Below are 26,213 nucleotides of genomic sequence, written 5' to 3' on the forward strand. Positions count from 1 at the left end.
TCTCCTTATTGCCCGGCGAGCATCGGTGCCAGTCGTGACAAGGGATGTCAGCACCTTCAAAAGCCTGTCAGCCCGGGCCGGGCTTTCTTGAGATCGCGGGGGGTGGCTGCTATGAGGGGCGCCGTTCTTAATGCCGATCCGCCCCGGAGTCGCCCCGCCTTGCCGTTCGTCCGCCGTCTCGCCCTCGCTCTTGTCCTTCTCATGACCGGCTTGGTTCACGCCTGGGCAAACCCCCTGCTGGTGGTGGATCGCGCAACGCTGGATGTGCTTTACGCCGAGGACGCAGGTCAGCCTTGGCATCCCGCTTCGCTGACCAAGCTGATGACGGCCTATGTCGTCTTCGAGGAACTGGCCAAGGGCACTGTTACGCTCGATACGCCGGTGACCATTTCGCGCAATGCCTTCAACCAGGCGCCGAGCAAGTCCGGCCTGCCGGTCGATAGTGCAGTCACCCTCAAGGACGCCCTCTATATCCTCGTGGTCAAGTCGGCCAACGACATGGCGGTGGCGATCGCCGAGACTGTCGGCGGCAGCGAGGCCAATTTCGTGGCCATGATGAACGATACGGCGCAGCGCATGGGGCTGACGGCCACGCATTACGTCAACCCGCACGGGCTGCATGACCCGCGCCAGGTGACCAGCGCGCGCGACCTGGCGATCATAGCGCTCTATATCGAACAGTCCTTTCCCCAATACATGCCCATGTTCGCCACCGGCGTGATCAACCTGGGCAAGGCGCGGCTGGAGTCCAACAACAGCCTGCTCGAGGGTTTCCCCGGCACCACCGGCATGAAGACCGGCTATGTCTGTGCTTCGGGGCTGAACATCGTGGCGACCGTCGATCGCAATGGACGCCGGCTGCTCGCGGTCGTGCTTGGCGGGTCCTCTGCGCGGGAACGCAACGAGCGGGCGGCGGGCCTGATGCTTGAGGCGCTGTCCGGTCAATTGCGCCCGACCGGCCAGACAGTGCTGTCACTGGCCAACAGGGCCGGGGTGGAGCCCATCGACATGCGGCCCCTGATCTGCGGCAAGGACGCCAAGGCCTATGTGGCCGAGCAGGAAGCAGAATTTCCCATGGGGCTGAAGGACCAGCCGTCCTACCTGACCGGCGATATCCCGGTCAGCGAGTATACGGCGGTCGATCTCGGGCGGATACGCACCGGCATCGCACTTCCGCGTCCGCGACCGGCGCATGTTCCTGCCATTCCGGCCCCAACGTCGGTGGGCAGTGCCTCGATTGAAAGCGTGCTGCGGCCCGGACTTTCGGTCAGCGGCCTCGACATTGCACTGCCGCGCCCCCGTCCGGCCGATCTCTGAAGCGCGCAGGGACGGGGCGGTGGAGCCGCGCAACTACGAGGCCTTGAGGGTCTAGGTCCTTGGCGCGCCTAGCGCCGTCACCTCGAAGCACATGACGCCATCGGCCTCCTTCTGGGTCACGGCGTGGTCATGTTGCCGGCAAAAGAGCGGGATATCGATCTTCGCCATCGGGTCCGTGGCCAGCACGGTCACCACCGTCCCCGCAGCGGCATTGGCCAACCGTTTTTCCATCTTGAGGACCGGCAGGGGGCATTTGAGCCCCCTTGCGTCGATGACCGCATCATCAATTGCCAAGGACGAGCACCCAGTAGACGCCGTAGCTTGACGAGGGATTATACGCCACTGCGACGCCTGCCTTGCTCGCAGGAGCGGCCAGTCCAACTGCGTCGGCGCTGTTGTTCCGCCATCCCGAAAAGGTCTCGGCGAACGTGGCATAACCAGCGCTGAGCTTCATCTGCACCAGGGCCTGCGGCTTGGTGGGGGCCGTTCCGGTTTGCGCATACTGGCTGGCCAGCGCCTGCGCCGTGCCGTTCAGCCCGGCATCCGCCACCAGGGGTGGCATGTTGCGTGTCGCCCGGTAGGCGTTGATCAGGCCGATTGCCTGCTGGCTGTCCAGGGTGGCGTTTGGCTGGTCCATGCGTGCCGACAGACCCGTGGCCAGCGCCGCCGGAGAGGTGTTGCCGCCAAAGGACGAACAGGCGGCCAGCGCGATGGACAGGGCACCAATGGCCAGCATTGCGGGAAGTTTAGTCATCTTGTTCCTTTCGGGGCGCCCCTTGACCCAGCCAATATCACTGTCCGCCTTATCGCCTCTTAACGGAAACTGGGAACCATTGCATGGACGGTGGAGCCATTTGACGCGCCACGCGTTGGTGGCGGGCAGGACGTTTCGTTGGCAAAATGCTTGCATGACAACGGAAACCTGCAAAAAGGGGCAGCATTGTGGGGAGGCATCGCTGGTCGGGGGCAGGGGAATACGTTTCGGGGAAGTGCGAGCCACGACCGTGGCTATTGCCTTTCTCATTCTGTGCATTGCAGCTTTTGTTTCAGTCTTCGCCTATTATGTGACCCAGGCAATGGGCCAGACGCGGACCCGGCTCGAAGAGCGCGCGGACGCTGCGGCTCAGGTCGTGGCCACCAATGCGGGTTGGGTTGCGCAGGTGGCCAATCAGACCCTGCGCCGCGTGGACGCAGCCGTCGGACCGGAAATGCTCGGGGACCGGGAAACGCTGCGGGCCGCTGTGGAGGGGCTGCCAGCCAATGTCGATGTCTACATCATCGATGCCCAGGCCAACACAATCTTCTCGACCGTTCCTGGCGCCGAATCCATCAACGTGGCCGACCGGGACTACTTCATTGCCTTGCGCGAGGGCGCCCCATTCTACACCTCGGACATGCTGGTCAGCCGGTTGACCGGGGAGAACATCTTTGTCTTCTCAAAGCGCATGTCGCGGCAGGGACAATTTGCCGGCGCCATCATGGTGTCCTTCAGCGGCGCTCTGGTTCAGACCTTCTGGTCTTCACTGGATCTCGACGAAGGGTCCACTGTCAGCCTCGTCCGGCGCGATGGCATGTTGATGGCCCGCTACCCTCGGGTAACCGAGCCGGTGGATCTCTCCCAGCATCCCCTTATCACCCAGTATTTGCCGCAGGCCGAGGCGGGCAGCTATTTCTCCGAACAATCCCCGGTAGACGGGGTTGCCCGGGTGGTCAGCTACCGCGCCGTGCCTGGCACCGACATACTGGCTCTGGCCTCGATCGCCACCAATCGTACCTGGGAGAGTCTGCGCAGCGCGATCGTCGCTGTCATCATCATTGCCGCACCCATTCTGCTGGGCCTCGTCGGTGGCGGTGTGTGGATCGTCCGCCTGCTGCGCCGCGACGCCCGCAGGCGCGCCGACCTTGAGGCCGCCAACGAGACCAATGTCCTGCTTTTCCGGGAAATCCACCATCGTGTGAAGAACAACCTGCAATCGGTTCAATCGCTGGTCCGCATGCAGGACATGCCGGCGAGCGCCAAGATCGACCTGCAGAGCCGCCTGAGCGCCATGGCCGCGATGCACGAGCACATCTACAAGCATGATCGGTATGAGGACATCGATGCCCACGATCTTGTGCGTGTGGTCGTTGACGAGGTCGTCCACGCCTATGGCGCAAGCGCCGATGTCGAATATGTGCTCGACCATGTGCCCGTGGATCGCGATCACGCCACACCGCTCTCGCTGCTGCTCAGCGAACTGGTGACCAATGCGCTGAAATACGCTTTCGCCGACGGAAGGGAAGGAACCATTACCGTCACGTTGCGGGATCTGGGTGAGGGCCGATGCTCCCTGATCGTCGCCGACAATGGCATTGGCATGGGTGAAATCCCCGAAACGCCGAGCAGCATGGGCCTGCGGCTGGTCCGCGGTGTCGTTTCCCAGATGGGCGGTACCTATCGGTTCCTCAGCGATAAGGGCACGCGTTTCGAGGCGGAACTGGCCCTGGCGGTCAACGGGCACCCGACACAGCGGTAACCGACAGCGCCGGCGGCATATTTGAGCTTGAAGCGGTCCTCGTCATGGGGCATGCATTAACCGGATATTTTTGATCAGGTTTATTATGTCCTTCAGAGACGACGCCGCTCAACGCCCCGCCATGTGCAGTTTTCGGGACCTCCCTTCCTCATCGGTGGGAGCCTCAAGGCCGGCGCCCTCCAGGCCAGGACCGGCCTAATGAACAAGAGCTTCTATGAGGCGACGGTCCTCTCAAGCCGCTATCTCACGCCCGGAATGCTGCGACTGACTTTTGGCGGTGAGGGCCTCAAGGGTTTTCCCGGCACGGGCCGACCCGACGAATATGTGCGGCTCTTTTTCCCCAACGAGACCACTGGCCGCCTGCACTTGCCGCATATCGACGAGCAGGGGCGCTGGACTTATCCCGATGGCGGCCAGGGTGCCATTCGGTGTTCGACCTACACGATCCGGAACATTCGCCAGGACATCGGCGAGCTGGACATCGACTACGTTGTGCATGAGGGCGGACTGGCCAGCGATTGGGCCAAGGGGGCGAAGCGTGGGGACGTCGTGACCTTGAACTGCCCGCACGGCCTCTACGACCCGCCGGCGGATACGGCGTGGCAATTGCTGCTCTGCGACGCCACGGGTCTGCCCGCCCTGTCGCGCATCCTTGAGAACACCCCGCAGGATTTGCAGTCCAGAGTGTTCGTCGAGATCGCTCAGGCCAGTCACCGGCAATCCCTGCCGCCCCATCCCAATGCGACCGTCACCTGGCTCGACGGTAGCGGGAATGGTGTTGCAGCCAGCCAGCTGGGGGCGGTCATGCACGCTGTCCCGATACCCGCGACCCCGGGCTACATTTGGGTGGCCGGTGAACAGAAGGTGGTGCGCGCCATCCGCAAATATGTGCGGCACCAGCTCAAAATGCCGGCGGAGCGCTATCAGCTCGTCGGCTACTGGATCGATGGCGGCGAGGCGTGGGACGCCCGATGGGATGCTGTTCCGGCGGAGGTGAAGACGGCGATCGAGGCCGGCTGGTCGTCTGGACGCGATCCGGAACTGGTGCGCGACGAGTATGATGCGACACTGGAGAAATTCGGCCTCTGAAGCGGTCTGCCGCTGGACGATGACCGCTTGTGCGCCGGCAGTTCGGGCGCTAACAGCGAGCCATGACACGAATTGGCTTTCTGGGCGCAATGAACCGCGACATCGTTGTGCAGGGAACCGCGGAAACCCTGCTCGCGACGCTTGGCATTGACGCTGCTCCGCTGATCGAAACCGCCATTTCCGACGACACGGCACTGCGCGGCGCCACGCTGTTGCGCCAGGAGGGTTCAGCGGACCACCTCGGCGGCTCCGCTTTCAACGCCGCGCGCGTGGCGGCCTTGCTCAACGCCGACCAATCGCTTGACCTTGCCTTCTTCGGCATTGCGGGCACCATCGGCGCGGCGTCACCGCATCATGACGCGTTGCTTGACTGGGGCATTGACGCATCCGGTGTGCTCAAGGTGCCCCAGCCGCCGGCCACCTGCCTTGCCATTGTCGAACGCGACGGGCGCACCCTGCTGACGGCCAGCGGCGCGAATGCGGGCGTTGCCGACTGGATCCGATCCAGCTTCGAGGGTCTCGCCCTGAGCGTCTCGCGTTGCGACATCATCCACGTCACCTCTTTCCTCGATCCGGCGACGCCGGGACTGATCGCCGAACTGTTGCGGCACGCCCGAAGGCACAATCCTGCACTGGTCGTGTCGCTGGACCCGGGCATGGCCTGGATTGGTCCCGGCGGCGCTGGTCTGGAAAGCCTGCTCGGCCAGACGCGCATATTGCACCTCAACAACGAGGAATTTGACGCACTTTGCGGTGCGGGGGGACCAGGTCCCGCCATGGCCATGCTCGCCCCCGAAGGGGCGATTGTGGCGCGCACGCATTCTGGCGCGACGGTGTTTTCTGCCGGCCCGGACGGCCTGGTCGTTGCAACGCTTTCCCCACGGGCCTTGCCCGCCTCCGCCAATATCGTAGATGCGACCGGTGCCGGCGATACCTTCTGCGGCGCCTTTCTCTGGGCCTATGGTGCGCATTCGGGTGACCTGCTGCGCGCTGCTGCATTGGGCTTCGAGCTGGCGCGGCTCAAGGTCGCCATGCGCGGACCCCTGTCCATGTCCGCCACAGTTCGGTCGGCGGTGCAGTCATGGACCCAGTTGACGCGATAGTGGCCGGCATTCCCTGAACGCACGAAAATTTTACCGCGAAGCTCTATTGCGGCGATCTTCGAACCTGTCCGTGGCGTATTCGAGCACTGTTTTGTCTGAAATAGCGCTGCCGGTAGTACGTTGTTATTGTGGCTGGTGTAGTGAAGGTGCCATACTGGCAGACTTTCACGCTTCTGAAATTTTCGATCGTACGCGGGTGTTACTGGAGGGTGAGCAGCTCTGCTCACACCAGCCTATGCAATGGGATCAGCAAATCTTCGTCGCAAAGCTCAATGTCGAACACTTTCGCTTGAGGCTGGAAGGTGAACTCGATGACGCGCAGAGGCGGACAATCAGCGGCCTGCTGGCCGAGGAGGAAGCCAAGCTGGGCAGGCTCAAGGCCGCCGCGGGTGAACGCGACCTCTCGGCCCTCATCGACATTCTGGCCCAGCGCGCTGGCATCCTGTTCGATGGCGCTTCGCCCGCTAGTATCGAGAGCCACCAGAGTCGACTGTCTGCCACTTTCGACCAGGTGCCGGTTGGCATGGGGTTGACAGACGGGGACGGCAAGCTGGTCCTGGCCAATGATCGCATGCGGCGGTTCGTACCCAGCGAGATTCCCTCCCGTGACCCGGAGCGTCTACGACGCTGGCGCCTCGAGACCAGAGATGGTCCGCTCAGCCCCTTTCGCTGGCCAGGGGCGCGGGCTCTTCGCGGCGAACCGGTCAATCCCGGAATCGAGTCGATATTCATTGCTGACGATGGGCACGAGACCGCAGTCCGGGTGGCCGCCGTGCCGGTCAGGGATGGGGGCGCCAGGGTCGCCGGCGTAATTGCTGCAGTCTATGAACTGGAGGCTTTAGGGCGTGACGAGACGCTTCAGTGCATTTCGGTGTTGGTCGCCGAGGAGATGGGCAAGCCATTTCCCGGGGACGCTGCCGATCTGGCGTGATTAGGGCTGCCACTCACGCCAATGCGAGGGCTCCAGGCCCGAAAGCTTCTGATTGCTTTGGGCATTCACCCAGCCGCTGGCAATTCTTCGGCATGGAAACACCAAAGCATGCGTTCCCTGCGCATCGATAACTGCCAGTTCGATGTCGCGATCGAAAGGCGCAGTCGATATTGCGTGCCAGTCATCGTCAGGCGCGCGCGCGGTGGATTGATCGACATGGTGTTGCATAGCCGTGCTCCGTTGACAGGCGAGAGCACGTCCATTGTCCCTCAGTCACCGGCACCCGCTTGCGTACCTCCGGCAATAAAGAAAACGATACGCCTCGGTCCCGGCAATCGCAAATGAAGTTTTCGCCGTCGGTTACGGCACTCGGTTTGGTCGCTTTGCTTTTTGACGATGGTCAAGAGCTCCTCGCGCCGATTGCGGCACAGTCTCAACGTGAGCGCCGAACGATGTTACCCCACATCAGCAGTGGCCTCTGAACTCCATAGTCCCACTCGGGAGTGCGGTTCGCAGCCGCCTCCCGACTTTTTTGTGTGCCTGTGGATGCAGCCTGTGGGCCATGCAATTGACCCTGATCAAGGCAGGATGGCCTTGTACACGGGCATGAAGGCAGCCTGGCGCGAAAGGACACACCATGGAACGCATTCACATCACGCAGCACACTTCGCTTGGCGCCCTCTGGTTTGCAGGCTGGCTGTTCAGCATTGGCTATCTGCATCTCGATTTTTGGCGCGGACTGCTGGGACTGATTGTCTGGCCATATTTCCTTGGCGCCTATTGGGCGCCCTGAGGCCGAGGCTATCGCAGTGCCCGCAAGGCATTGAGGATCACGGCCACGTCGATGCCCTCCTGCAGCAGCGCGCCCTGAATGGGCGTGATGTAGCCCAAGGCCGCGGCCCCCATGCCCAGCATGGATAGGCCCATGCCGATGATGACGCTCTGCACGGCGATGCGACGGGTCGCCTGCGCCACGCGGATTCCCTCGACCAGCGGCGCCAGCCGGTCGACCAGCAGCACCACACCGGCCGCTTCGGAGGATGCCGCCGTGCCCCGCGCGCCCATCGCCACGCCAATAGAGGCTTCTGCAAGGGCCGGCGCGTCGTTGACACCATCTCCAATCACGAGCACGGGTGCATCGCGCTGTTCGCGACGCACAAGCGCGAGCTTCTGGTCCGGCAGCAATTCGCCCAGGACCAGATCTGCCCCGATGGCCGCGCCGATATGCTCGGCAATGTCTGTGCGATCCCCGGACGCCAGCACGATCCGCCCGATCCCGAGGGCACGCAAGCCGCTCACGGCCTCCGGAGCGTCCGGTCTGAGCCGGTCCTGCAGTTGGATGACGCCGGCAATCCTGCCCTCGATGGCTACCGCCACGCTGAGCAGGCCCGGCTCGTGGCTGGCCACGATCTCGCGGGGCTCTACGCCCGCGGCCCGGGACCGGACGAAGCCGGCACCGCCCACGATGACCGCGCGACCCTCAACGGTCCCGGAAATGCCCGTTCCGGGCACCTCTTCGACACCCAGGGGCGCGGAGAGGCTCAATCCGCGGTGCCTGGCAGCGGCAACCAGTGCTTCGGCAACGACATGCCCCGAGGCCTGATCCAGGCTGGCCGCAAGCCGGAGCACCTCGGATGGGTCCTGCCCGGGAGTAACACCGATTGCGACCACTTCGGCCCGGCCCTGGGTAAGGGTGCCCGTCTTGTCGATGATGGCGGTGTGGACAGCGGCGAGCCCTTCAAGCGTTCCACCATTCTTGATCAGGACGCCGTGGCGCGCGGCCTTTGACATGCCAGATACGACCGCAATCGGCACCGCCAGGATCAGCGGGCAGGGCGTCGCGACCACCAGCACCGCCAGGGCGCGCACCGGTTCGCCCGATATGAGATAGGCCACGAGGGCGGCCAGCACGGCGATGATCAGGAAGCCCACGGCATAGCGATCGGCGAGCCGTGTCATCGGCGCCCGCGAGTTCTGCGCGGCCTCCACCAGCTTGATGATGCCCGCATAGGTGCTGCCCGCCGCCGACCGGAGCGCCTCCAGCCGAAATGATGGCCCGGCCAATGTCGCGCCGCTCAACACTTCCATACCGGCAGCCGCGGTCACCGGCAGGGACTCGCCCGTCAGGACCGACAGATCGAGAGTGGCCGGGCCATCGACGACCTGTCCATCCACGGGAATGACGTCGCCCTGGCGGATCAGCAGGTGATCGCCCGGCACGATGTCCTCGATCGGGATCTGCCGGACCTCCTGGCCGTGATACTTCATGGCGAACCGCGGCACGCGGTCGAGCAGGGCCTTCATGTCGCGCCCGGCCCGGCGCTGGGCATAGCTTTCCAGCCACTGGCCGCCGGCATACATCACCGCCACCACATTGGCGGCCAGCTGTTCGCCGAACAGCAGGGCGGCCGTCATCGACAGGGCGGCCAGCACGTCGAGCCCCACGTCGCCGCGGCGCAACGAGCTGATGATCTGCAACAGCAGTCCGGCAAGCACCGGGATGGTCGCCAGGGTCCAGGCAAAGGGCGCCAGCTCAGGCTGGCCCAGGGCCCAAAGGATGAAGCCTAGGATCATCCCTCCGAGCGCAATGGCGATCAGCACATATGTTCGACCCATATTTCCCCCGACGATGCGCCTTCCAACGGCGCAGCGCGCCCGGTCGACCTGGTGCCGATCATACGGCTTCAGGCGTCGCCGAGCGAGCAGGACCGCGCCGGGTCCACGGCGGAGACTGCTCGGTGAGGCTGCGCGTGAAGATTCCGAAGCCATAGGTGAGAAGGAGCAGCGAAATCAGCCATCCCAGGAACGGCAGCATGCCGATCAGTCCCGCCAGGATCACTCCGGCGACCAGCAGGCCGAGCCGCTTGGGCAGGGAGTCCACCTTCATGAAGGCGTTGCCGACCCGGACGGCGAGCAGATAGACCCCGGCGAGATAGGCCAGCACGCAGGCAATGAAGGCGGCTATGGCAATGAAGGGCAGCAGCACGATCCCGATAATGGTGATCGCGGCAACCGGCACCAGGCCGATGGCGGCGGCAAAGCCCAGAATACCAAGGCCGATTGTGCGGAGCGGGCGGCTCCGGGCCCGCTCCTCGAAGGCCGCCGTGGCACGCGGCAGGAGGGCGAGGGCCAGGGCGCCGAAGACGATCAGGGCGGTCCACCACAGCACCACGGCCCAGACCGCCGGCCACACCCCCGAGACGACATGCTCGGCCGTCTTGCCGGCCTGCCCGGCATAATCGGTGGCTTCGAGCACCTCGAATGTCACCTTGTCGGCCGCTGCAACGGTGCCGGGCACCTCGATCGCCGCCGGCGCATGGATGCGCACGATGCCGCCGATCCTGGCCGCGGGTCCGAAGACGATTTTGTTGCCGAAGAATTCGAAATCGCCGGCCACCGCCGCATTGAGGTTGAGCGTCTCGGCCGAGACCAGGGCCGCGCCGGTGACGGGGGCAGACAGGTTGACGCTGGCGCCGCTGAGCCGCGCATTGCCGGCAATGGCCGCGCCCGGTTGCACGGTCACGCTATTGCCAAAGGCGGTGACGTCGCCGCCAATAGCCTGGGCAATCACAACGCTGAAGCCGGCGGCATAGAGGTCACCGTCCACGGCCTGGTCGGCAGTGACGTTAAAGCCGGCCATGTGGGCGTCTCCACCCACCTTGCCCCCCAGTGAGGTGTCGAAGCCGGCGACAAACGCGTCATGTGGTACGGCCTGGCCGATCGCGCTGGATTGGCCCGCTGCATAACTGTCGCCGCCCAGGCTGAACCGGGCATCCTCGGCTTGCGCCGGAACCAGCGCGGCCATGCACATCAGGATCGTCAAAAGGGCCTTGCGCATGGCGTGGCCTCCCATTGCTAGAGTGCGGTATAGCCGCCATCGACCAGGTGATAGCTGCCCGTGATGAAGCTGGCGGCGGGCGAGAGTAGGAAAAGCGTCAGCGCGGCGACCTCATCGGCCGTGCCGAGGCGGCCGATCGGATGCAGCGTGCGGATATAGCCAAGGGCCTGTTCGTCGAGGTTTCGCGAGAGCAGGGGGGTGTCTATGAAGCCCGGACCGACCGCATTGATGCGGATCCCCTGCTTGGCGTATTCGGCGGCCGCCGTTTTGGTTAGCCCGACCATTGCGTGCTTGGCCGCGACATAGGCGGGAGCATTGGCGAAGCCCACGCTCCCCAGGATGGACGACATGTTCACGATCGCCCCGCCGCCCGACGCCAGAATGGCGGGGATCTGGTAGCGCAGGCCGTAGAAGACGCTGTTGAGATTGGTGTCGATGACCTTCGCCCAACCGTCCAGGGGATAATCGCCCGTGGCGGCAGAGGGACCGCCGATACCGGCATTGTTGACGGCCATGTGCAGCGCGCCGAACTGGCGGCGTGTCTGCTCGACCATGGCCTCTACTTCCGAGGCCGCCGAAACATCCACCACCCAGGCATTCGCGCGGCCGCCGGACTTCTCAATCTCCTGCGCCACCGCCTCGGCCCCCGGGCCGTCGAGGTCGGCGACCATCACGGCGGCACCCCGGCCGGCCAGTTGGCGAGCAATGGCCGCCCCGATACCTGAGGCGGCCCCGGTAACCAAGGCAACCCTGTTGGCAAAATCGTCCGTCATGAAGACCTCCAGTTTCGCCTCAAGCTACCGCTCGGGCACTCGCATGACTTTGACTGGGGTCAATTACGGTTTGTGACCGCGCGTGCTTGTGCGGCCTCGCCTCCGTCGATCAGGGCTGGCCGCCATGGTTGCGCGGAAACCCGACGGAGAGGGGCAGGCTGGGATCATACCCGGTGAAGGGCAGTTCCAGCACCTGCCAGCAATCGGGGAGCTCGCTGCGCGAGGACAGCTTGAGCGTTTTGACGGCCCGGTCCATGGCCTCGGCCAGTCCACCGCTGGGGCTCGTCTCCAGAACCAGCCTCGGCACGTTCTGGTGGCGCCGCATTGACCCATTGATCGCCGCATCCGCCAGTTGGGTGCCCGCAGGGATAGCGATTTCGAGGGTCACGGTCGAACCCTGGCGGTTACGGAAATACACATAAGCCTTCACCGGGTCCGCAGCCGTGGGCGCAGCATGGCCCGGCAGCAATTCGCTCAGCCCGTCCCTGATCGCCGCGCTGAGCGATGACGGCTCAAGCGAGGCATAGCGGGTGACGGCCAGCACCAGATGCGTGGACCGCCGCGGCCAGTGGTCAGGAGAAGGCGCCGGCGATAGGCCGACATTCGAGGGACCGGGCTTGATCTGCAGCTCCATGGGGCAACTCCTGGAAAGAAAGTCCCATGACGATGTCCCAATCGTCCGCATGCAATTTGACGACGGTCAAATGCGAGGCCGGTGGCGCGAGTCAAAGTTCAGTGAACCACTGCGACCCGCCAACGGATAGATTGATTATGATCAAGGATATCGTCGTTCACCTGACCGGATCGAGCGAGGACAAGTTCCGGCTCGACTGCGCCGAGAAACTCGCCGGCCGGTTCGATGCGCATCTGACCGGCCTGCTGGTTCATATAGAACCGGAGATCGTGGCCATGCCCGAGGCTGGATACGCCGATGTGCTGCAAAGCCTTGTCGCCGAGGCGCTCGAGAAGACCGAGCAGCGCCGGGCGATACTCGCCAAGCGTTTCAGTGAGATGGTTGTCCCGGGCGACCTGCGCGTAGTGTCGGGCCTGCGGGGGACTGTTGGCGACGAATTGGCGGCCGAAGCCCGGACCTCCGATCTCTTTGTCGGTACCAGGCCCTATGGCGATCCCGATCGCGGCCATCGGATCGAGGAGGGGGTCCTGTTCAAGTCCGGCCGCCCCTGCGTCCTCCTGCCACCCGAACAGGTCGTTCCCTTCGACTTCGAGACCGTGCTGGTGGCCTGGAAAAACACCCGCGAAAGTGCCCGGGCCGTGAGGGACGCCATCCCCTTCCTCCAAAAAGCCCGGACCGTTACGGTCGTCTTGTCGACCGGCGAGCCGGATGAAGAGCGGCGGGCATCGTCCGGCGCAGATATTGCCCGATATCTCAGCCGTCACGGCGTCACCTGCGAGGTCAGGGAGCTTTCCGGCTGGCACGCAGCTCAGGACGCACTGCTCAACGAGATCGAGGCCACGCAGGCACAGCTGGTTGTAGCCGGCGCCTTCGGGCATTCCAGACTCCAGGAACGCTTGCTGGGTGGCGTAACCCGGGCCCTGCTGGAGCGGTGCCCCGTCCCTGTGCTCGTGTCGAGGTAGTCAAATTGCCCGCGGATGGTTTGTCAGTTAAGCTGGGGCTTTACGGTCCCCAGGCGCTCATGAGTGAACGTGTAGACGTCGGCGTGCGGTTGGCTCCCTACCTCTGGGCAGGCGGGTTCGTTCTGCTGGCCTGGATAATCCTGTCTTTGCTCGCCCTGTTATTCGACGTGTCGCTGGTCGCCTCGGTGTTTGTCCCTGCGGTCCTTGGGGCCGCTGTGCTGGGGGGCGCGGGGCCAGGAATGCTGGCGACCGCTTTGGCCGCCCCGATAGTCTATCTCCAGCTGGGCGCCGACACTTCAACAGCGTCTCTTCCTGCGAACGTTGCCTTGTTCATCATTATTGGGCTGGGTCTGTCCTGGGGTGGCAGCCAGCTCCACGCCGCGCGGCAGCGCGAGCGGCGGACCGCCAACTACCTGGCAGAACGGAGCATGGAGCTCGATACCCTGCTCAACACTGTCATCGACGCCGCGGTGGTGATCGAGGACGATGGCCGCATCCGCAGTATCAATCCTGCGGCGCGGCGCCAGTTCGGCTACGAACCGGCGGAATTAGTGGGCAAGAATGTCTCCATGCTCATGCCCGAACCCTACAAGGGCCGCCACGACGGCTATCTGGCGCGCTATCTGCGCACCGGGGAACGCCGCATCATCGGGACCGACCGGGTCGTGGTGGGGGCCCGCAAGGATGGCACGACTTTCCCGATGAAACTGGCGGTGGGCGAGATGGCGCTCAACGGCAATAGGCATTTCATCGGCTTCATCCGCGACCTGACGGCCATGGAAGAGACCGCCTCGCGCCTGCAACAGTCACAGAACGAGGTGGCGCGACTGGCGCGATACAACGAGCTGGGCGAGATGGCGTCCACCCTGGCCCACGAACTCAACCAGCCGCTGGCCGCAGTGGTCAATTACGTTCAGGGCGCCCAGCGCCTGCTGACCGATGCCACGGACCCGAAGTTGGTGCAGCTGCAGGCGGCCTTGCAGGAGGCGACCCGACAGACCCTGCGTGCCGGCGACATCATCCGCCACTTGCGTGAATTCGTGACGCGGGGGGATGCCGACATGCAACCATCCGACGTCAAGACGCTGGTGGAAGAAGCCAGCGCCCTGGCCTTGGCCGGGAGCAGCGAAAGCGGCATCAGGACCTATTTCGAGCTCTCCGATACGCCGCCGGTGCTCGCCAATCGCATTCAGGTGCAGCAGGTGCTGCTGAATTTGATCCGCAACGCAATGGAGGCCATGCGCGAGAGCGAAAACAAGGTGCTTACGGTTCGAACCTCGGTCGATGACGGCTTCGTATCCGTGGATGTCATCGACACAGGCCCCGGCATTCCGCCGGACATTCAGGCAAGGCTGTACCAGCCCTTCGTCACCGGCAAACGGGGTGGCATGGGCATTGGCCTGTCGATCGCCAAACGCATTGCAGAGGCCCATGGTGGTACCATTTCTGCCGGGTCGACGCCCACTGGCGGGACCAGGTTTCATTTCAGCCTGCCGGTACTTGAGGAGGAGCCGGATGCCGAATGACGCCGTTATCCACATCGTCGACGACGAGGTCGCCGTCCGACAATCCCTCGCTTTTCTGGTTTCGGCCGCTGGCTATGCCGTGCGGGTGCACGAGGCGGCACAGGATTTTTTGGATGGCTGTCCCTATCCGGCTGGCCATTGCCTGATCACGGACCTGCGAATGCCCGACATTGACGGCATAGGCCTGTTGCGGCGCATGAAGGAATGCGGACCGCCCATCCCGACCATCGTCATTACCGGCCATGGAGATGTGCCCATGGCGGTGGCCGCCATGAAGGAGGGGGCCCTCGACTTCATCGAGAAGCCGTTCGAGGACACGTTGCTGATGGACGCGATCGAGCGCATCGTGGGTCGGTCCACCCAATTGTGGGAGCAGAGCCGGGAGCATGATGCCATCCGCGAGCGGATCACCAGCCTAAGCGAACGGGAACGGCAGGTCTTTCATGGCATCGTGGCGGGCAAGGCCAACAAGACCATCGCCTATGAGCACGATCTCAGTCCGCGGACCGTGGAGGTGTACCGGGCCAACGTCATGGCAAAGATGCAATCCAAGACGCTTCCGGAGCTGGTGCGCATGGCCATTGCAGCGGGAATACCCACGGACGGTTCGCGCTGAGCCCTGCGTAGCCCTGCGCGCGCGTTATTTTCCAGCGTTCGGGGGCCTCGGCGCAACTCCGTATTCCCCCTAGGGAAACTACTAGGTTGTTAACCTGAATTTAACTTCTCGAATCAAATTGGAATGAATTCTCCCATAAGTTTGGGAGAGTGAAATGAACTTCCATTTCCACAGGCAAGGTGAAGATACTCAGCCGGGCGGCATGACGCCCTACATTGCCAGGCGCGCACAGGACGCGCTGTCGATCTATCGCACCAATAGTGAAGTTTACGGCCAGGGCGAGCCGTCCGGGTCGCTCTATCGCGTGGAATTCGGTTGCGTCCGCATCGGCCGGGTCACCGCAGACGGCCGGCGCCAATTGTGCAGCTTCTGTTTTGCCGGCGACGTCTTCGGCTGGGAGAGCGATGACGAGCACCACTTCTTTGCTGAAGCCGTAGAGGAAACCGGCATCCGCATCCTGCGTCCTGGTCGTGACAGCGAAGCATCGATTGCGCTGTTTCCGCTGGTGCTCAAGAGCCTGCGGCGCATCCAGGAGCATCTGCTGGTGCTGGGCGGCACCAAGGTCGACGAACGGTTGGCAGATTTTCTCTGCGAGATGGCGGAGCGGCAAGGTGACGAGTGCCTGGTGCGACTGCCCATGCCCCGCAGCGACGTCGGCGACTACCTCGGGGTCAGCTTCGAAACGGTGTCTCGCATTCTGCGCCGCTTCAAGGAGAGGGGCATCATCCGTATCCCCGACACCCATTCGGTCGAGATCCTCGACATGGACTGCCTGCACGAGATCAGCGGGCGCGCATCGGTCTAGGCGATTTGACGGTCATCAATATGCGCCGATGGCGTGCCGCTAGGGTCTCGCGGGGCAATCGAGGGCACGACCATCAGGAGACGTGAAATGGACGACAAAAGTTTGAAGAGACTGATCGATGACGAGCTGGACTTCGAACCCAGCATTGATGCCGCCGACATCGGCGTGACCGTGGAAAATGGCATTGTAACGCTGTCGGGGCACGTGCCCAACTATGCGCAGAAGACCAAGGTCGAGGAGATCGTGGGGCGCATCAAGGGTGTGCGCGGCTATGCCGAGGAGATCGAGGTTCGCTTTCCCGGCGAACGGCATATGGCCGATGACCTGCTTGCAGAGCGCGCGGCCGATCTTATCAAGTGGAACGCCATGGTTCCGCCCGATGCGGTCAAGGTCAAGGTCCAGAAGGGCTACATGACCCTGACTGGCGCGGTGGAATGGCAGTACCAGAAGGACAGCGCCTATCGTGCCGTCAGCCAGATGGACGGATTGGTCGGCGTCTATAACCGGATCGAACTGCGCCCGCGCGTCAGTGCCTCCGACGTCAAGACCCGCATCGAGGACGCACTCAAGCGCAATGCCGAACTCGAGGCCGATGCGATCAAGGTCAATGTCGCAGACGGCAAGGTGACGCTGGAAGGCAAGGTTAAGGCCTGGTGGGAACGGGGCATTGCCGAACGCGCGGCCTGGGCTGCGCCCGGCGTCAAGCAGGTCGAGGACCACCTGCGCATCGCCTGATCGCACCAATCTGCTGGGGCCGCGCTTGGCCGCCGCTCCAGCCCGGTCTGCGCTCGACGGTTTCAATATGGTCCGAACAAGGGGAGTGGGAATGATGATCAACCAGGCGTGGCACCGCGATAACCCCGTTCCGATCTACCCGCGAACGGCCTTTCTGGGTTGGCATTTGCGGCACGAGGCAGCGTGCTCGTGCCGGCCGATACCAGAAATGGTACTGCGAGAACTCGATGCGCTTGGGGTCGTCCTGGCCGGGCGGATCGAGCGCATGCCCGTTCCCGGATCGGTGGCCGAGTTCGATCCTCCCGCAACGCCGTCCGATCTTCCCCATGTCATTGTCGTCAATGGGCAATAATCGGGTTGCGGTGAAATCGGTAACGCCTCCGCAACCGATCTGAGTGGGCCGACGCTGGTGGCATGGATCACGCCAGGTTCAGCCGGACCACGGCCGGCTCGGATGCCGGCGTCGTGTCGTCGAGCACAAACCCCATCCTGCGGCATAGCGCGATCATGTCCTGATTGTCCCGCAGCACCACGCCAGTAAGCTCGGCAATGCCCTGCGCGCGGGCATAGCCGATAAGATGCTGCAGCAGCGCGAAGCCCAGCCCGTTGCCTTGCAGGTCGCTGCGCACGAGCAGGCCGAATTCCGCGCTGCGGCGGTCCGGATCGGCCGCATAGCGCACAATGCCGGCCAGTTCACCCTCTGGCCGGTCCAGGGCAACGAAGGCAATGTCGCGATCATAATCGAGCTGGGTCAGCCGCACGAGCAATTCACGCGACAGATCCCGCACCGGCATCAGGAACCGCTGGCGCATGTCTTCGGGCGTCACGCGTGACAGGAAGTTGGGATAAAGTGCCGCATCGATTGGTCGGATGGGGCGGATGTCATACGCATTGCCGTTGAGGGTAACCGGAGTACTCCAGCCCGCCGGATAGGGGCGGATGGCGAGGGCAGAGTTGGGTCCGGCACTGTTTGCATGCGGGTCCAGCTCGATACGCGCATCAAGGGCGATGACGCCGGCGTCGTCAGCAAGCAGCGGATTGATGTCGAGTGCCCGGACCTGGGGACAATCGATCAACAATTGGGAGACCGCCTTGAGCACCTGCACAATGCCGGCACGGTCAGCCGCGGGCCGGTCCCGATAGCCCGCCAGAAGGCGACTGATCCGCGTACGCCCGATCATGTCGTCGGCGAGCACATCATCCACCGGCAACAGCTCCATCGTGGTGTCCCGCACGACCTCCACCGATGTCCCGCCCGCGCCGAACATCAGCACCGGACCGAAGACTGGGTCGGCCGCGACCCCGACCAGGAGTTCCTGCGCCTTCGGACGCACGATCATCTGCTGGACCGCAATACCCTCCAGCTGGCCGGACAATCCCTTGCCTTCGAGGCGCGCCGCAATGGCCTGCGCCGCTGCTGCGGCACCCGCCGCGCTGTCGATATCGAGCACCACGCCGCCAAGGTCGGATTTGTGGGTCAGCGTGGACGAAACCATTTTCACCGCCAGCCTGCCGCCATCCGTGAGCAGATCCAGCGCCGCTGCCTCCACCGCGGCCGTTTCGGTGACCAGCGTGGTGCGGGGGACGGCAATGCCATAGGCCGAAAGGACCGCCTTGGCCTCCGGTTCGGTCAGCATGGTACGGCCGGCCGCCAGGGCCGTCTCGATCACCTTGACCGCGGCGGCGCGATCGACATGGAGGGACTCAAAGGTTTCCGGCACGCGCTGCAATTGCGTGCCCAGCCGGCGCCAGCGCAGCAGCAGGCTCAGCGCTTCAGCCGCCTTGGTGGGAGTATCAAGACTGGCAATGCCGGCTGCATTGAGGGCCTTGCGTGCCGGCGTCGCGGCAAACTCGCCGAGCCAGGTCGCCATGACCGGCTTGCCGTTGAGATAGCCATTGTCGACGGCTGCGGCCAGGGCCTGAGCAGCTGCCAGGGGCTCCGCCAGCGCGGTTGGACAGTTCATGACCAGGAGGGCATCGACATTGGGATCATTGGCCACGGCGGTCACCGCGCCGACATAGCGCTCGGGTGGGGCGTCGCCGATAATGTCGACGGGATTGGCGCGGGACCAGGTCGATGGGAGGATCTTGTCCAGGGCCACGATCGTATCGGCGGACAGCGCTGCCATCTCGCAACCAGTGTCCAACAGGTGGTCGACGGCCAGCACGCCGGCCCCGCCGCCATTGGTGACAATGGCCACCCGCGCCCGCTCGAGCGGCTTGAAGCGGGCAGTAATTTCCGCACCTGAGAACAGGTCTTCCAGGTCGTCGACGCGGATGACGCCCGCCCGTCGCAGGGCCGCGTCCACCACCCCATCGGCGCCAGCCAGGGCTCCGGTATGCGTCTGGGCAGCCCGCGCCGCCTCGGCATGCCGTCCGGGCTTCACGACAAAGACCGGCTTGATGCGCGCCGCGGCGCGTGCCGCCGACATGAACTTGCGGCCGTCGGGAATGGATTCGAGATACATCAGGATCGCTGAGGTCGCGGGATCAAGCGCCAGCATATTGAGGCAGTCACCGACATCCACATCGGCCATGTCACCCAACGACACGATCTGGGAGAAGCCGATCTCTTCGGCCTCCGCCCAGTCGATGATCGAGGAGACGATGGCGCCTGACTGCGACAGCAGCGCCAGCGAGCCGGCGCGCGCAGCCAGATGGGAGAAACTGGCGTTGAGACCGAGCCGCGGCGCGAGGATGCCAATCGTGTTGGGCCCGATGATGCGCAGTCCGTGCCGGCCCGCCGCCTCCAGGATGCGCTGCTTCAACTGGTCCTTCTCGCCGATGCCGGCCGTGATGATGACGGCCGCGCGGCCACCGGCGGCGCCGATCTCCTCGATGATGCCTGGGACTGTGCCGGGGGGTGTCGCAATGATGCAGAGATCAGGCACCGCCGGCAGGTCCTTGACGCTGGAATAGCAGGGCAGGCCGGACAGGCTGCGATATTTGGGGTTTATCGCGTAGACCTGACCCTCGAAACCACCGGCAAGGATGTTGGACAAGACCAGGGCGCCCAGGCTGCCGGGGCGCTCCGAGGCGCCCACCAGGGCGATGGAACGAGGCGCAAAGGCACGATCCAGGTTGCGAATGGTCATTTCGGTTCCTTCCGGCTGCATCCGATGGGCGCGTTCTCACGACTTTGACACCCGCCTGCCTTGACCTGGCGCAAGTGCCGCCCCGTTTTTTCGCCCGGCAGCGGCGCCACGGCGTCGGTCGAGATTGACGCTGTCGACCCGTTAGCGCGGCTCCCTCACTTGGCGCGAAAGTGAACCGCCCGGATTTGACCGCAGTCAAGGCGCGTCGGAAACCTTGGACCAGTCTTGTGTCACAGGCAGGCCGGGCCTGCCCAACACAGGAGCGGAAAATGCATACCAATCACTGGCAACAATGGGTGCTGGCGCTGGCCGGGCTCTGGATATTGGTATCTCCCTGGCTGCTTGGCACCGCCGAGATGTCCGCATCCAACGGGGCCATGGTGCTCTGGAGCCACATCATCATTGGCGCGGCAATCAGTGTCCTCGCAATTGCGGCTCTGCTGATGTTCAGGGCCTGGGAGGATTGGACCGTGGCCCTGCTCGGCCTCGCGACGATAGCCTTGCCCTGGCTGACGGGGTTCAACGCAAACGGGTTGTTCACGGCAAGTGATGTGCTGGTTGGGCTGGCGACGATCGCCATCGCGGCCTGGTCGGCGTCCGATGAGCTCAGCGGCGCCTAGCAACCAACGACACCGGGCGCCGACCGCGCCCGGTAACTGGCCCTTGAGATGGCTGTGGTCAACCGAGCAGTCGCAACGCTAGCTCACCCGCAGATTGTCCTCGACCTCGTGGACGCCTGGGATGGCCCATGCGGCTCGCTCTGCCAATTGTCGTTCGTTCCACGCCCGGACAGTACCGTTCAAGGTCACCTTGCCGTTTGCCACATCGACATGGATGCTCCTCGCCTCCAGTTCGGCACTGCGCTTGAGCGCGTATTCGATGCGCTGTTTGACATCGGCCGACTGGGCGCCGCCGACAATTCGGATCATGTTGGAAATGCCGGTTACACCGGAAAGCTTCCGCACGGAGGCCTCTGCCAGAAGCTTCTGGTAGTACCAATCGACCTCCCCGGAGAGTTTGACCCATCCCCCGCTGACGGTGACCTGCAGGGTTCCGGCCGGCAACTGGACGTTCCACGCGAGAATGTCGAGCGCCCGCTTTGCGATCTGGTCGTCGCCCAGTTTCTTGTCTTCCGGGTACCGGATTTCAATCTCCTGGGCGACGGCCTGGACGCCCTTGACGCGCTTCACCGCCTTTTCGGTGGCCATCTTCTCCGCATAGCTGCCGACGTGTCCGGTGAGCGTCACAACCCCGCCCGTCACGGCCACTCCGATATTGGAGGAGTCGATGGAAGGGTCAAAATCCAGTTCGTCGATGACCATCTGGCGCAAATCCCTGTCGTCCATTGTCGTCTCCATGGGACCGTATTCGATCTTCAGAGTGTCACCTTGTCGCATCGCCATTTTGACGATGGTCAAGAGCTACTCATTCTTGACCGCCATCAATCCCTGCCGCGGTAGTCGGTTTCGGGCCTTTGCAGAATTGGTTGGTCGACGGGTGTTTTGGGATGTCGCAGGCAGGCTTGACGGCGATCAAACCACCCGGAGCCGGCGGGGCTACTGTCAGCGCCTGATCCCACTTTCGGAAGGAGAGGACCATGAACGTTGAACAGGCCATGCATAAGGGGGCGAGTTGCGTCTCGCCGGATGCCCCCGTCGCCGAGATCGCCCGGTTGATGAAAAAGGACGATATCGGCGCCGTACCCGTATGCGAGAACGATCACCTGATCGGCATGATCACCGATCGCGACCTGGCGCTGCGGCTCCTGTCCAACGGGGCGGACCCGAAGAGCCAGACGGCACGGGACGTGATGACCAAGGGCATCATCTATTGCCGCTCGGACCAGTCCATCGAAGATGCCATCCATCTCATGGAGGACAAGAAGGTCCGTCGGCTGCCGGTCATCAATGACAAGAAGCGTCTCGTCGGCATGCTTTCGCTGTCGGACATATCGCATCACGCGAGCCGGGAATTGTCCGGCGAACTGGTTCAGGCGGTGGCCATGCCGCACGCCTGAGTGCGGAGGCGGCGGACGACTGCCGGTTCGTCCGCCGTCGCAAATCTTCACATCCTGGGATTGAGCAGCCGGTTGATCGAGCCACCACCATGCAGGCGCGCGATGGCCGCCCCCATGAGTTCCCCTGTCGGGATCACCTCCAATCGTTGTTCCGCCTCCGCGGGAAGGACGAATGGAGCGACGCTGTCGGTTACGACAATGCCGTCGAGCACGCCCTGGGCAAACAGGCCCTCCGCGCCGCCCGCGAACAGGCCATGCGTCGCCATGGCGAAGACCCGGTTCGCCCCATGGGCACGGCAGGCCTCGGCGGCACGCACAATGGTGTTTCCTGTGGCGATAATGTCATCGACGATGAAGACATCGGCGCCGGCGACGTCTCCCGCAAATTGCGTTCCAGTAAGGACGTCCTGGCTGCGGTGCTTTTCCATCATCGCCGAACCCACATCCCGTCCGGTCTCCTGCTGCACCGCCTCGCGCACAAGGCCGGCGCGGTGCATCCCGCCGCTGTCGGGCGACGCAACCACGATGGGCGACCTGGCGATGCTGCAGATCCGCTGTGCCATCAGGTGGTGCGCGTTGAGGTGGCTTGTCTGGCAGCGAAAGGCGTTCTGGAAGGCCGCGGGATTATGCACCTCGATCGTTGCCACCATGGTCGTCCCGACGGCCTCGAAAAGCGTCGCGACATATCGGCTGGTCACAGGGTCCCGCGGCTTGGTCTGCCGCTCCTTGCGCATGAAGGGGAGATAGGGGACCACTGCGGTAACCCGCGCGGCACCATTTTCGCGGCAGGTCGCCAGAAAGAACAGCAGGCGCATGAGCAGGTCGCCCGGCGTCTTGCCATCGTGGGCGTGCAGTTGCGCAAGGACATAGACGTCTTCGTTGCGCACGCTGACCAGGGGGCGCGACTTGTGTTCTCCGTCGGAGAAGGCGCGCTCTTCGACCGGATCGAGCTCGACGCCGATGGCGCCCGCGATGGATTTGGCCAGTGGACCGGCACCGCCAAGGGCAAATAATCGCATTGCACATCTCCTCCCTGGACCGAAGCTTCAACCGCCTGCGCGGTCACACTCGACCTCGGCCAGGGCCAGATAGGCCCTGGTATCGCCCGGCCACCGCTTGGGGTCGGACGGGTGCTCGTCGAGCAGGTGGGCCAGCGAAATCCGGGCGCGCAGCAGGGCCCGGATCGCGCCATATGTCGCGATCAGCCGCTTGTCCGGCCGACCGCCGATCACGTCTTCGAGTGTGTTGAGCAGCACCGGGCGGACCAGTGCGGCGCCGAGCAGCTCGCACTCGAGACCGAGGTAGTTCACCTCGTCATAGGGATCGATCAGGCGCAGCCTCTGGTCGAATTCGAGACAATCGAAGATCTGCGGCGGCTCGACCAGGCAGACATGCTCGGGGCGAAGGTCGGCGTGGCCTTCCAGGATGTGGCCGGCCGCCACTCTCGCCTCGATGGTCGGTCGCCATCTGGTCAGAAGCGCCTGCACACGCTTGAGCACATGTTTCACCCAATCGGGGCTGACCGTGATACCAGGGCGCAGCAGGATGTCGCGTGCGATCTCGATTTCGTCCTGAAGGTGACCGGCATATTGCCGTCCAAGCTCCGGTTGCGGCGGCGCGGCGGCGTAGTAGGCCGCAAGCCGTCGGGCTACGGCAAGCACCGAGGCCAAGTTCAGGCCGCCAGCCCGAATGACCTCATCAAGCATACGCTCGGCGGGAAGGCGCCGCATCTCCACCAGATAGTCCACGATGCGGCCTGCTCCCCCCAGCGATAGCCTGCGATGCGGGCCAAGCCGCAAGGGGACGGTGCGCAGATAGATGTCGTCGGTGAAGCGCTGGTTGAGCCGGACCTCTTCTGCGCAGAAATGGCATCGCTTCTCGAGCGTGGTAAAATCGAGGGGTGGATAGAGTACGGGCTTTTTCAGCTTGAAGACCCGGTCTTCGGTCAGGAACACCCATGACATGTGGGTTTCGCGGACATCGACCCTTGCGGGTGGACCGGGATAGGCGTCGGGGCTGGAGAGAAATGCCACCTCGCGGGCCAACGAGACCGGCGCCTCGTCCGGCCCCCGTTCGGCGGTCGCGTCGCCGGTGGCCTCCGACATGGTCATAGCAGGCTCCGCGGTGTCGGCGCGAGAAGTCCTCGCTTGTCCATGGCCTTGAGGACTGAATCGGGGATCGGCCGGCAGCCGCAATTGGCCGCATGCGCCATGTGCCAGTCGATGCGCTCATCGATCTTGGCATTGGGCGGCATCTTGTGCGCCTCATGCCATGTCTTGTTGATGGTCGATCCAGCCGGCTTCATGACGGCCGCCGCAGCTTGGGTCGGATGCGGACCGAGGGCCGGGAACGCCGCTTCATTGGGCCACGGCTCCGGGCAGCTCCAGGTCCGCCGCGTCGAGCTGCATATAGATCACGGTCTCGTAGTCGGCCTCCTCGGCCATGCCCGGACCCTTGACATACACTTCCCATGTCGTCCCGGTGGATTTCCAGCCGGCTTTGCGAATATCGGCTTCCATGCTGCCATAGGTGTCCCGGAGCGAGGCATAGGAGCCCTTGTGCACGGCGCGCGCGGCGGGGCCTTCCGGGCTCTTGCCGGCCAGCACCTCCCCGGTGGCCTTGCTGACATCGACGGCAGTCACCGGGAATCCGACGTCCATCGCCATGGTCTTCCCGTTCCAGTCCCGATAGATCGCAAGTGGCGCGCCGACCGCCGTAATGTGGTTCTGGACGAGGAAGCCCTGCAGGATGTCGAACGCTTTGCCGACCTTCGCCGATATTTCGGCGGGGTCCATCGAGATGCGCGTCGTGACATAGATCATCGGATGGGAGACGGCATGGGCACGAGTGATCGTCATGGGAGCCCTCCTTGGATTGATGTGCGCAGATACTGCGCGATCGCCCGGCAAGAGCCTTGACCAAGGTCAATCGCGGGTCCGAATTCGCGCTGCAGATTTGATCCAGGTCCAATTGCCGCGCGCGGCGGCGGGGTAGGGTCGCCTTGTTCAACACGAAAGGCGTGGCGATGTCCCGGACGATCATTCCCAACAAGGCACTCATTCTGGTCTGCGATGGCGCCAAGGCGCTCGTCTTTGAGAATGCAGGCGATGCCCAGGCCCTCAATCTCAAGCCTCTGGTCATCGAGGTCGAGCCGCACAAGCCGACCCGCGAGCTCGGATCGGACCGGCCCACGCGTGTCTATGACAGCATGGATGGTTCGCGCAGCGGCACTGACGAGACCGACTGGCATGAACAGGCCGAGGCCGATTTCCTGGTCGGGGTCGCAAGGTCGCTGGAACAGCTCGTCGCCGAGCGCCGGCCGCCGCAGCTGACGATCATTGCGCCACCACGGTCCCTTGGTGTGCTTCGCCGGGCCCTTGGTACGCCGTCATGGTCGGCGCCGACGGTCGAGATCGGCAAGGACTTGGTCAATCACCCGGTGGCCGAGATCGAGAACCAGCTCGCCGCTATGCGCCCGCCGGGCTAGGCGGGTCCTCCGGTCGGCCGAACCGCGCAAGGGTCGAGATAACCTCGTCATCCGACAATTGCCGGAAATCGCTGTAGAAATTGCCGATGGCGCCGAATACCTCATGCACCTCCAGGCATTCCACGATATCCGCATCCGCGCCGAGTTCGGCAATCGTCTCGGTCTGGCCGACCGGCACCGCCAGCACCAGGCGGCGAGGATGACGGCGGCGCAGTGCGCGCAGCGCTGCCCGCATCGTCGCGCCAGTGGCGACGCCATCATCGACCACGATCACCGTGCGGTTCGTGACGTCCAGGGGCGGCCGGTCGCCGAGATAGTGCTGGCGGCGGCGTCGCAGCTCGGCCCTCTCGGCCATCCTGACGCGGTCGAACGCGGCCTCCGAGATCTGCGCCTGTGCGATGACGCCCTCGTTGCGCACGACGATGGGTTCGGGGTCGTCCACAATGGCCCCGGCAGCCAGCTCCGAATGGCCCGGTACGCCAATTTTGCGGACCAGCAGCAGGTCCAGGGGAGCGCCAAGCGCGGTGGCGACTTCGGCCGCGACCGGAACGCCACCACGCGGCAAGGCCAGCACGATGGGATCGTCGCTTCTAAATCGCTCAAGGGCAGCCGCCAGTCGGCGTCCGGCATCGGTTCTGTCCGCAAAGCTCATGTCACGCGGCCTTCTCCAGTTTCGGCTATGGCGCCATCTCGCGGCGGGCTCCTCCATAACCTCGGCGGGGCTCGAAGTTAGGTCAGAGTTTGGCCAAGGTCAGGGCCGGGGACAGGC

At 64.1% G+C, this 26,213-nt stretch carries 29 protein-coding genes; 15 read left to right on the plus strand and 14 right to left on the minus strand.

Going from position 1 to position 26,213, the window contains the following annotated elements; all coding sequences use genetic code 11:
- The first annotated feature begins 159 nt into the window (after positions 1-159).
- Positions 160-1,317 carry a D-alanyl-D-alanine carboxypeptidase family protein gene (locus tag K1X15_RS07045; RefSeq protein WP_220306780.1) on the plus strand — a complete coding sequence of 386 codons (1,158 nt, stop codon included), beginning with the start codon at positions 160-162 and terminating at the stop codon, positions 1,315-1,317.
- A gap of 51 nt (positions 1,318-1,368) precedes the next feature.
- Here K1X15_RS07045 and K1X15_RS07050 read toward each other — a convergent pair whose 3' ends face one another.
- The gene (locus tag K1X15_RS07050; RefSeq protein ID WP_338033492.1) at positions 1,369-1,611 is read right to left on the minus strand and encodes a sulfurtransferase TusA family protein; all 243 of its coding nucleotides are present in this window, start codon (positions 1,609-1,611) and stop codon (positions 1,369-1,371) included.
- Positions 1,601-2,071: a CAP domain-containing protein gene (locus K1X15_RS07055; protein ID WP_220306781.1), complete on the minus strand. Its 471-nt coding sequence runs from the start codon at positions 2,069-2,071 to the stop codon at positions 1,601-1,603. Before K1X15_RS07055 ends, K1X15_RS07050 begins: the two co-directional genes overlap by 11 nt.
- Before the next feature lie 250 nt (positions 2,072-2,321).
- On the opposite strand from K1X15_RS07055, the gene K1X15_RS07060 reads away from it, so the two are divergent.
- The 4 genes from K1X15_RS07060 to K1X15_RS07075 all read left to right on the plus strand — a co-directional run bounded on the left by K1X15_RS07060 (position 2,322) and on the right by K1X15_RS07075 (position 6,956).
- Complete coding sequence (locus K1X15_RS07060) at positions 2,322-3,833, plus strand: sensor histidine kinase (RefSeq protein ID WP_220306782.1); 1,512 nt, start codon at positions 2,322-2,324, stop codon at positions 3,831-3,833.
- A gap of 198 nt (positions 3,834-4,031) precedes the next feature.
- Positions 4,032-4,922 carry a siderophore-interacting protein gene (locus K1X15_RS07065; protein ID WP_220306783.1) on the plus strand — a complete coding sequence of 297 codons (891 nt, stop codon included), beginning with the start codon at positions 4,032-4,034 and terminating at the stop codon, positions 4,920-4,922.
- A gap of 62 nt (positions 4,923-4,984) precedes the next feature.
- Positions 4,985-6,025, plus strand: coding sequence for a carbohydrate kinase family protein (locus K1X15_RS07070; RefSeq protein ID WP_220306784.1), 1,041 nt, complete (start codon positions 4,985-4,987; stop codon positions 6,023-6,025).
- A gap of 289 nt (positions 6,026-6,314) precedes the next feature.
- Positions 6,315-6,956 carry a PAS domain-containing protein gene (locus K1X15_RS07075; RefSeq protein ID WP_220306785.1) on the plus strand — a complete coding sequence of 214 codons (642 nt, stop codon included), beginning with the start codon at positions 6,315-6,317 and terminating at the stop codon, positions 6,954-6,956.
- Here K1X15_RS07075 and K1X15_RS07080 read toward each other — a convergent pair whose 3' ends face one another.
- Positions 6,957-7,184, minus strand: coding sequence for a hypothetical protein (locus K1X15_RS07080; protein ID WP_220306786.1), 228 nt, complete (start codon positions 7,182-7,184; stop codon positions 6,957-6,959).
- Between the two features lie 409 nt (positions 7,185-7,593).
- Here K1X15_RS07080 and K1X15_RS07085 point away from each other — a divergent pair, with 409 nt between their 5' ends.
- Positions 7,594-7,749: a hypothetical protein gene (locus tag K1X15_RS07085; protein ID WP_220306787.1), complete on the plus strand. Its 156-nt coding sequence runs from the start codon at positions 7,594-7,596 to the stop codon at positions 7,747-7,749.
- An 8-nt stretch (positions 7,750-7,757) separates the two neighbouring features.
- Here the strand turns inward: K1X15_RS07085 and K1X15_RS07090 are convergent, their stop codons facing one another.
- From K1X15_RS07090 to K1X15_RS07105, 4 genes are all read right to left on the minus strand, one after another.
- On the minus strand, positions 7,758-9,572 hold the full coding sequence (locus K1X15_RS07090; RefSeq protein ID WP_220306788.1) for a heavy metal translocating P-type ATPase: 1,815 nt from the start codon (positions 9,570-9,572) through the stop codon (positions 7,758-7,760).
- Positions 9,573-9,630: 58 nt separating this feature from the next.
- Positions 9,631-10,794 (minus strand): DUF8173 domain-containing protein, encoded by a 1,164-nt coding sequence (locus tag K1X15_RS07095; RefSeq protein ID WP_220306789.1) that lies wholly within the window; start codon positions 10,792-10,794, stop codon positions 9,631-9,633.
- Between the two features lie 17 nt (positions 10,795-10,811).
- Positions 10,812-11,567 carry an SDR family NAD(P)-dependent oxidoreductase gene (locus K1X15_RS07100; protein WP_220306790.1) on the minus strand — a complete coding sequence of 252 codons (756 nt, stop codon included), beginning with the start codon at positions 11,565-11,567 and terminating at the stop codon, positions 10,812-10,814.
- A 109-nt stretch (positions 11,568-11,676) separates the two neighbouring features.
- Positions 11,677-12,201: a hypothetical protein gene (locus tag K1X15_RS07105; protein ID WP_220306791.1), complete on the minus strand. Its 525-nt coding sequence runs from the start codon at positions 12,199-12,201 to the stop codon at positions 11,677-11,679.
- Positions 12,202-12,338: 137 nt separating this feature from the next.
- Here K1X15_RS07105 and K1X15_RS07110 point away from each other — a divergent pair, with 137 nt between their 5' ends.
- The 6 genes from K1X15_RS07110 to K1X15_RS07135 all read left to right on the plus strand — a co-directional run bounded on the left by K1X15_RS07110 (position 12,339) and on the right by K1X15_RS07135 (position 17,197).
- Positions 12,339-13,163, plus strand: a complete 825-nt coding sequence (locus K1X15_RS07110) for a universal stress protein (RefSeq protein WP_220306792.1) — start codon at positions 12,339-12,341, stop codon at positions 13,161-13,163.
- A 59-nt stretch (positions 13,164-13,222) separates the two neighbouring features.
- A complete protein-coding gene (locus tag K1X15_RS07115) occupies positions 13,223-14,689 on the plus strand; it encodes a PAS domain-containing sensor histidine kinase (protein ID WP_240549681.1) in 1,467 nt (488 codons plus the stop codon).
- Positions 14,679-15,305: a response regulator FixJ gene (fixJ, locus tag K1X15_RS07120; protein WP_220306793.1), complete on the plus strand. Its 627-nt coding sequence runs from the start codon at positions 14,679-14,681 to the stop codon at positions 15,303-15,305. The genes K1X15_RS07115 and fixJ overlap by 11 nt, the downstream gene beginning before the upstream one ends.
- A 154-nt stretch (positions 15,306-15,459) precedes the next feature.
- The gene (locus tag K1X15_RS07125) at positions 15,460-16,110 is read left to right on the plus strand and encodes a helix-turn-helix domain-containing protein (RefSeq protein WP_220306794.1); all 651 of its coding nucleotides are present in this window, start codon (positions 15,460-15,462) and stop codon (positions 16,108-16,110) included.
- Positions 16,111-16,197: 87 nt separating this feature from the next.
- Positions 16,198-16,845 (plus strand): BON domain-containing protein, encoded by a 648-nt coding sequence (locus K1X15_RS07130; protein ID WP_220306795.1) that lies wholly within the window; start codon positions 16,198-16,200, stop codon positions 16,843-16,845.
- A gap of 208 nt (positions 16,846-17,053) precedes the next feature.
- Positions 17,054-17,197: a hypothetical protein gene (locus K1X15_RS07135; protein ID WP_220306796.1), complete on the plus strand. Its 144-nt coding sequence runs from the start codon at positions 17,054-17,056 to the stop codon at positions 17,195-17,197.
- A 67-nt stretch (positions 17,198-17,264) separates the two neighbouring features.
- On the opposite strand, the gene K1X15_RS07140 is transcribed toward K1X15_RS07135, so the two are convergent.
- Complete coding sequence (locus tag K1X15_RS07140; protein ID WP_220306797.1) at positions 17,265-19,940, minus strand: bifunctional acetate--CoA ligase family protein/GNAT family N-acetyltransferase; 2,676 nt, start codon at positions 19,938-19,940, stop codon at positions 17,265-17,267.
- A 269-nt stretch (positions 19,941-20,209) separates the two neighbouring features.
- Between K1X15_RS07140 and K1X15_RS07145 the strand changes: the two genes are divergently transcribed.
- Positions 20,210-20,560, plus strand: a complete 351-nt coding sequence (locus K1X15_RS07145; RefSeq protein WP_220306798.1) for an SPW repeat domain-containing protein — start codon at positions 20,210-20,212, stop codon at positions 20,558-20,560.
- 78 nt (positions 20,561-20,638) lie between these two features.
- On the opposite strand, the gene K1X15_RS07150 is transcribed toward K1X15_RS07145, so the two are convergent.
- Complete coding sequence (locus K1X15_RS07150) at positions 20,639-21,286, minus strand: BON domain-containing protein (RefSeq protein ID WP_220307465.1); 648 nt, start codon at positions 21,284-21,286, stop codon at positions 20,639-20,641.
- Between the two features lie 251 nt (positions 21,287-21,537).
- Between K1X15_RS07150 and K1X15_RS07155 the strand changes: the two genes are divergently transcribed.
- Positions 21,538-21,957 carry a CBS domain-containing protein gene (locus K1X15_RS07155; protein ID WP_220306799.1) on the plus strand — a complete coding sequence of 140 codons (420 nt, stop codon included), beginning with the start codon at positions 21,538-21,540 and terminating at the stop codon, positions 21,955-21,957.
- A 47-nt stretch (positions 21,958-22,004) separates the two neighbouring features.
- On the opposite strand, the gene K1X15_RS07160 is transcribed toward K1X15_RS07155, so the two are convergent.
- From K1X15_RS07160 to K1X15_RS07175, 4 genes are read right to left on the minus strand one after another with little or no spacing between them, the layout of a single operon-like run.
- The gene (locus K1X15_RS07160) at positions 22,005-22,976 is read right to left on the minus strand and encodes a ribose-phosphate diphosphokinase (protein WP_220306800.1); all 972 of its coding nucleotides are present in this window, start codon (positions 22,974-22,976) and stop codon (positions 22,005-22,007) included.
- Positions 22,977-23,003: 27 nt separating this feature from the next.
- The gene (locus K1X15_RS07165) at positions 23,004-24,068 is read right to left on the minus strand and encodes a hypothetical protein (RefSeq protein WP_220306801.1); all 1,065 of its coding nucleotides are present in this window, start codon (positions 24,066-24,068) and stop codon (positions 23,004-23,006) included.
- On the minus strand, positions 24,065-24,262 hold the full coding sequence (locus K1X15_RS07170; RefSeq protein WP_220307663.1) for a hypothetical protein: 198 nt from the start codon (positions 24,260-24,262) through the stop codon (positions 24,065-24,067). Before K1X15_RS07170 ends, K1X15_RS07165 begins: the two co-directional genes overlap by 4 nt.
- 52 nt (positions 24,263-24,314) lie before the next feature.
- Positions 24,315-24,815, minus strand: coding sequence for a GyrI-like domain-containing protein (locus K1X15_RS07175; RefSeq protein WP_220306802.1), 501 nt, complete (start codon positions 24,813-24,815; stop codon positions 24,315-24,317).
- A 167-nt stretch (positions 24,816-24,982) separates the two neighbouring features.
- On the opposite strand from K1X15_RS07175, the gene K1X15_RS07180 reads away from it, so the two are divergent.
- Positions 24,983-25,444 (plus strand): host attachment protein, encoded by a 462-nt coding sequence (locus tag K1X15_RS07180; RefSeq protein WP_220306803.1) that lies wholly within the window; start codon positions 24,983-24,985, stop codon positions 25,442-25,444.
- Here K1X15_RS07180 and K1X15_RS07185 read toward each other — a convergent pair.
- Positions 25,425-26,096 (minus strand): phosphoribosyltransferase, encoded by a 672-nt coding sequence (locus K1X15_RS07185; protein WP_220306804.1) that lies wholly within the window; start codon positions 26,094-26,096, stop codon positions 25,425-25,427. The genes K1X15_RS07180 and K1X15_RS07185 overlap by 20 nt on opposite strands.
- Positions 26,097-26,213 lie beyond the last annotated feature (117 nt).

The sequence above is a fragment of the Devosia salina genome, from assembly GCF_019504385.1.
GTDB lineage: Bacteria > Pseudomonadota > Alphaproteobacteria > Rhizobiales > Devosiaceae > Devosia > Devosia salina.

What these genes read in the sequence shown, in the direction of transcription:
- K1X15_RS07090 (WP_220306788.1), bottom strand. Translation starts at nt 9,572, where the DNA reads ATGGGTCGAACATATGTGCTGATCGCCATTGCGCTCGGAGGGATGATC.
- K1X15_RS07150 (WP_220307465.1), bottom strand. Translation starts at nt 21,286, where the DNA reads ATGGACGACAGGGATTTGCGCCAGATGGTCATCGACGAACTGGATTTT.
- K1X15_RS07175 (WP_220306802.1), bottom strand. Translation starts at nt 24,815, where the DNA reads ATGACGATCACTCGTGCCCATGCCGTCTCCCATCCGATGATCTATGTC.
- K1X15_RS07055 (WP_220306781.1), bottom strand. Translation starts at nt 2,071, where the DNA reads ATGACTAAACTTCCCGCAATGCTGGCCATTGGTGCCCTGTCCATCGCG.
- K1X15_RS07155 (WP_220306799.1), top strand. Translation starts at nt 21,538, where the DNA reads ATGAACGTTGAACAGGCCATGCATAAGGGGGCGAGTTGCGTCTCGCCG.
- K1X15_RS07165 (WP_220306801.1), bottom strand. Translation starts at nt 24,068, where the DNA reads ATGACCATGTCGGAGGCCACCGGCGACGCGACCGCCGAACGGGGGCCG.
- K1X15_RS07145 (WP_220306798.1), top strand. Translation starts at nt 20,210, where the DNA reads ATGCATACCAATCACTGGCAACAATGGGTGCTGGCGCTGGCCGGGCTC.
- K1X15_RS07185 (WP_220306804.1), bottom strand. Translation starts at nt 26,096, where the DNA reads ATGAGCTTTGCGGACAGAACCGATGCCGGACGCCGACTGGCGGCTGCC.
- K1X15_RS07085 (WP_220306787.1), top strand. Translation starts at nt 7,594, where the DNA reads ATGGAACGCATTCACATCACGCAGCACACTTCGCTTGGCGCCCTCTGG.
- K1X15_RS07065 (WP_220306783.1), top strand. Translation starts at nt 4,032, where the DNA reads ATGAACAAGAGCTTCTATGAGGCGACGGTCCTCTCAAGCCGCTATCTC.
- K1X15_RS07070 (WP_220306784.1), top strand. Translation starts at nt 4,985, where the DNA reads ATGACACGAATTGGCTTTCTGGGCGCAATGAACCGCGACATCGTTGTG.
- K1X15_RS07130 (WP_220306795.1), top strand. Translation starts at nt 16,198, where the DNA reads ATGGACGACAAAAGTTTGAAGAGACTGATCGATGACGAGCTGGACTTC.
- fixJ (WP_220306793.1), top strand. Translation starts at nt 14,679, where the DNA reads ATGCCGAATGACGCCGTTATCCACATCGTCGACGACGAGGTCGCCGTC.
- K1X15_RS07110 (WP_220306792.1), top strand. Translation starts at nt 12,339, where the DNA reads ATGATCAAGGATATCGTCGTTCACCTGACCGGATCGAGCGAGGACAAG.
- K1X15_RS07095 (WP_220306789.1), bottom strand. Translation starts at nt 10,794, where the DNA reads ATGCGCAAGGCCCTTTTGACGATCCTGATGTGCATGGCCGCGCTGGTT.
- K1X15_RS07105 (WP_220306791.1), bottom strand. Translation starts at nt 12,201, where the DNA reads ATGGAGCTGCAGATCAAGCCCGGTCCCTCGAATGTCGGCCTATCGCCG.
- K1X15_RS07140 (WP_220306797.1), bottom strand. Translation starts at nt 19,940, where the DNA reads ATGACCATTCGCAACCTGGATCGTGCCTTTGCGCCTCGTTCCATCGCC.
- K1X15_RS07160 (WP_220306800.1), bottom strand. Translation starts at nt 22,976, where the DNA reads ATGCGATTATTTGCCCTTGGCGGTGCCGGTCCACTGGCCAAATCCATC.
- K1X15_RS07080 (WP_220306786.1), bottom strand. Translation starts at nt 7,184, where the DNA reads ATGCAACACCATGTCGATCAATCCACCGCGCGCGCGCCTGACGATGAC.
- K1X15_RS07115 (WP_240549681.1), top strand. Translation starts at nt 13,223, where the DNA reads ATGAGTGAACGTGTAGACGTCGGCGTGCGGTTGGCTCCCTACCTCTGG.
- K1X15_RS07180 (WP_220306803.1), top strand. Translation starts at nt 24,983, where the DNA reads ATGTCCCGGACGATCATTCCCAACAAGGCACTCATTCTGGTCTGCGAT.
- K1X15_RS07135 (WP_220306796.1), top strand. Translation starts at nt 17,054, where the DNA reads ATGGTACTGCGAGAACTCGATGCGCTTGGGGTCGTCCTGGCCGGGCGG.
- K1X15_RS07100 (WP_220306790.1), bottom strand. Translation starts at nt 11,567, where the DNA reads ATGACGGACGATTTTGCCAACAGGGTTGCCTTGGTTACCGGGGCCGCC.
- K1X15_RS07170 (WP_220307663.1), bottom strand. Translation starts at nt 24,262, where the DNA reads ATGAAGCCGGCTGGATCGACCATCAACAAGACATGGCATGAGGCGCAC.
- K1X15_RS07125 (WP_220306794.1), top strand. Translation starts at nt 15,460, where the DNA reads ATGAACTTCCATTTCCACAGGCAAGGTGAAGATACTCAGCCGGGCGGC.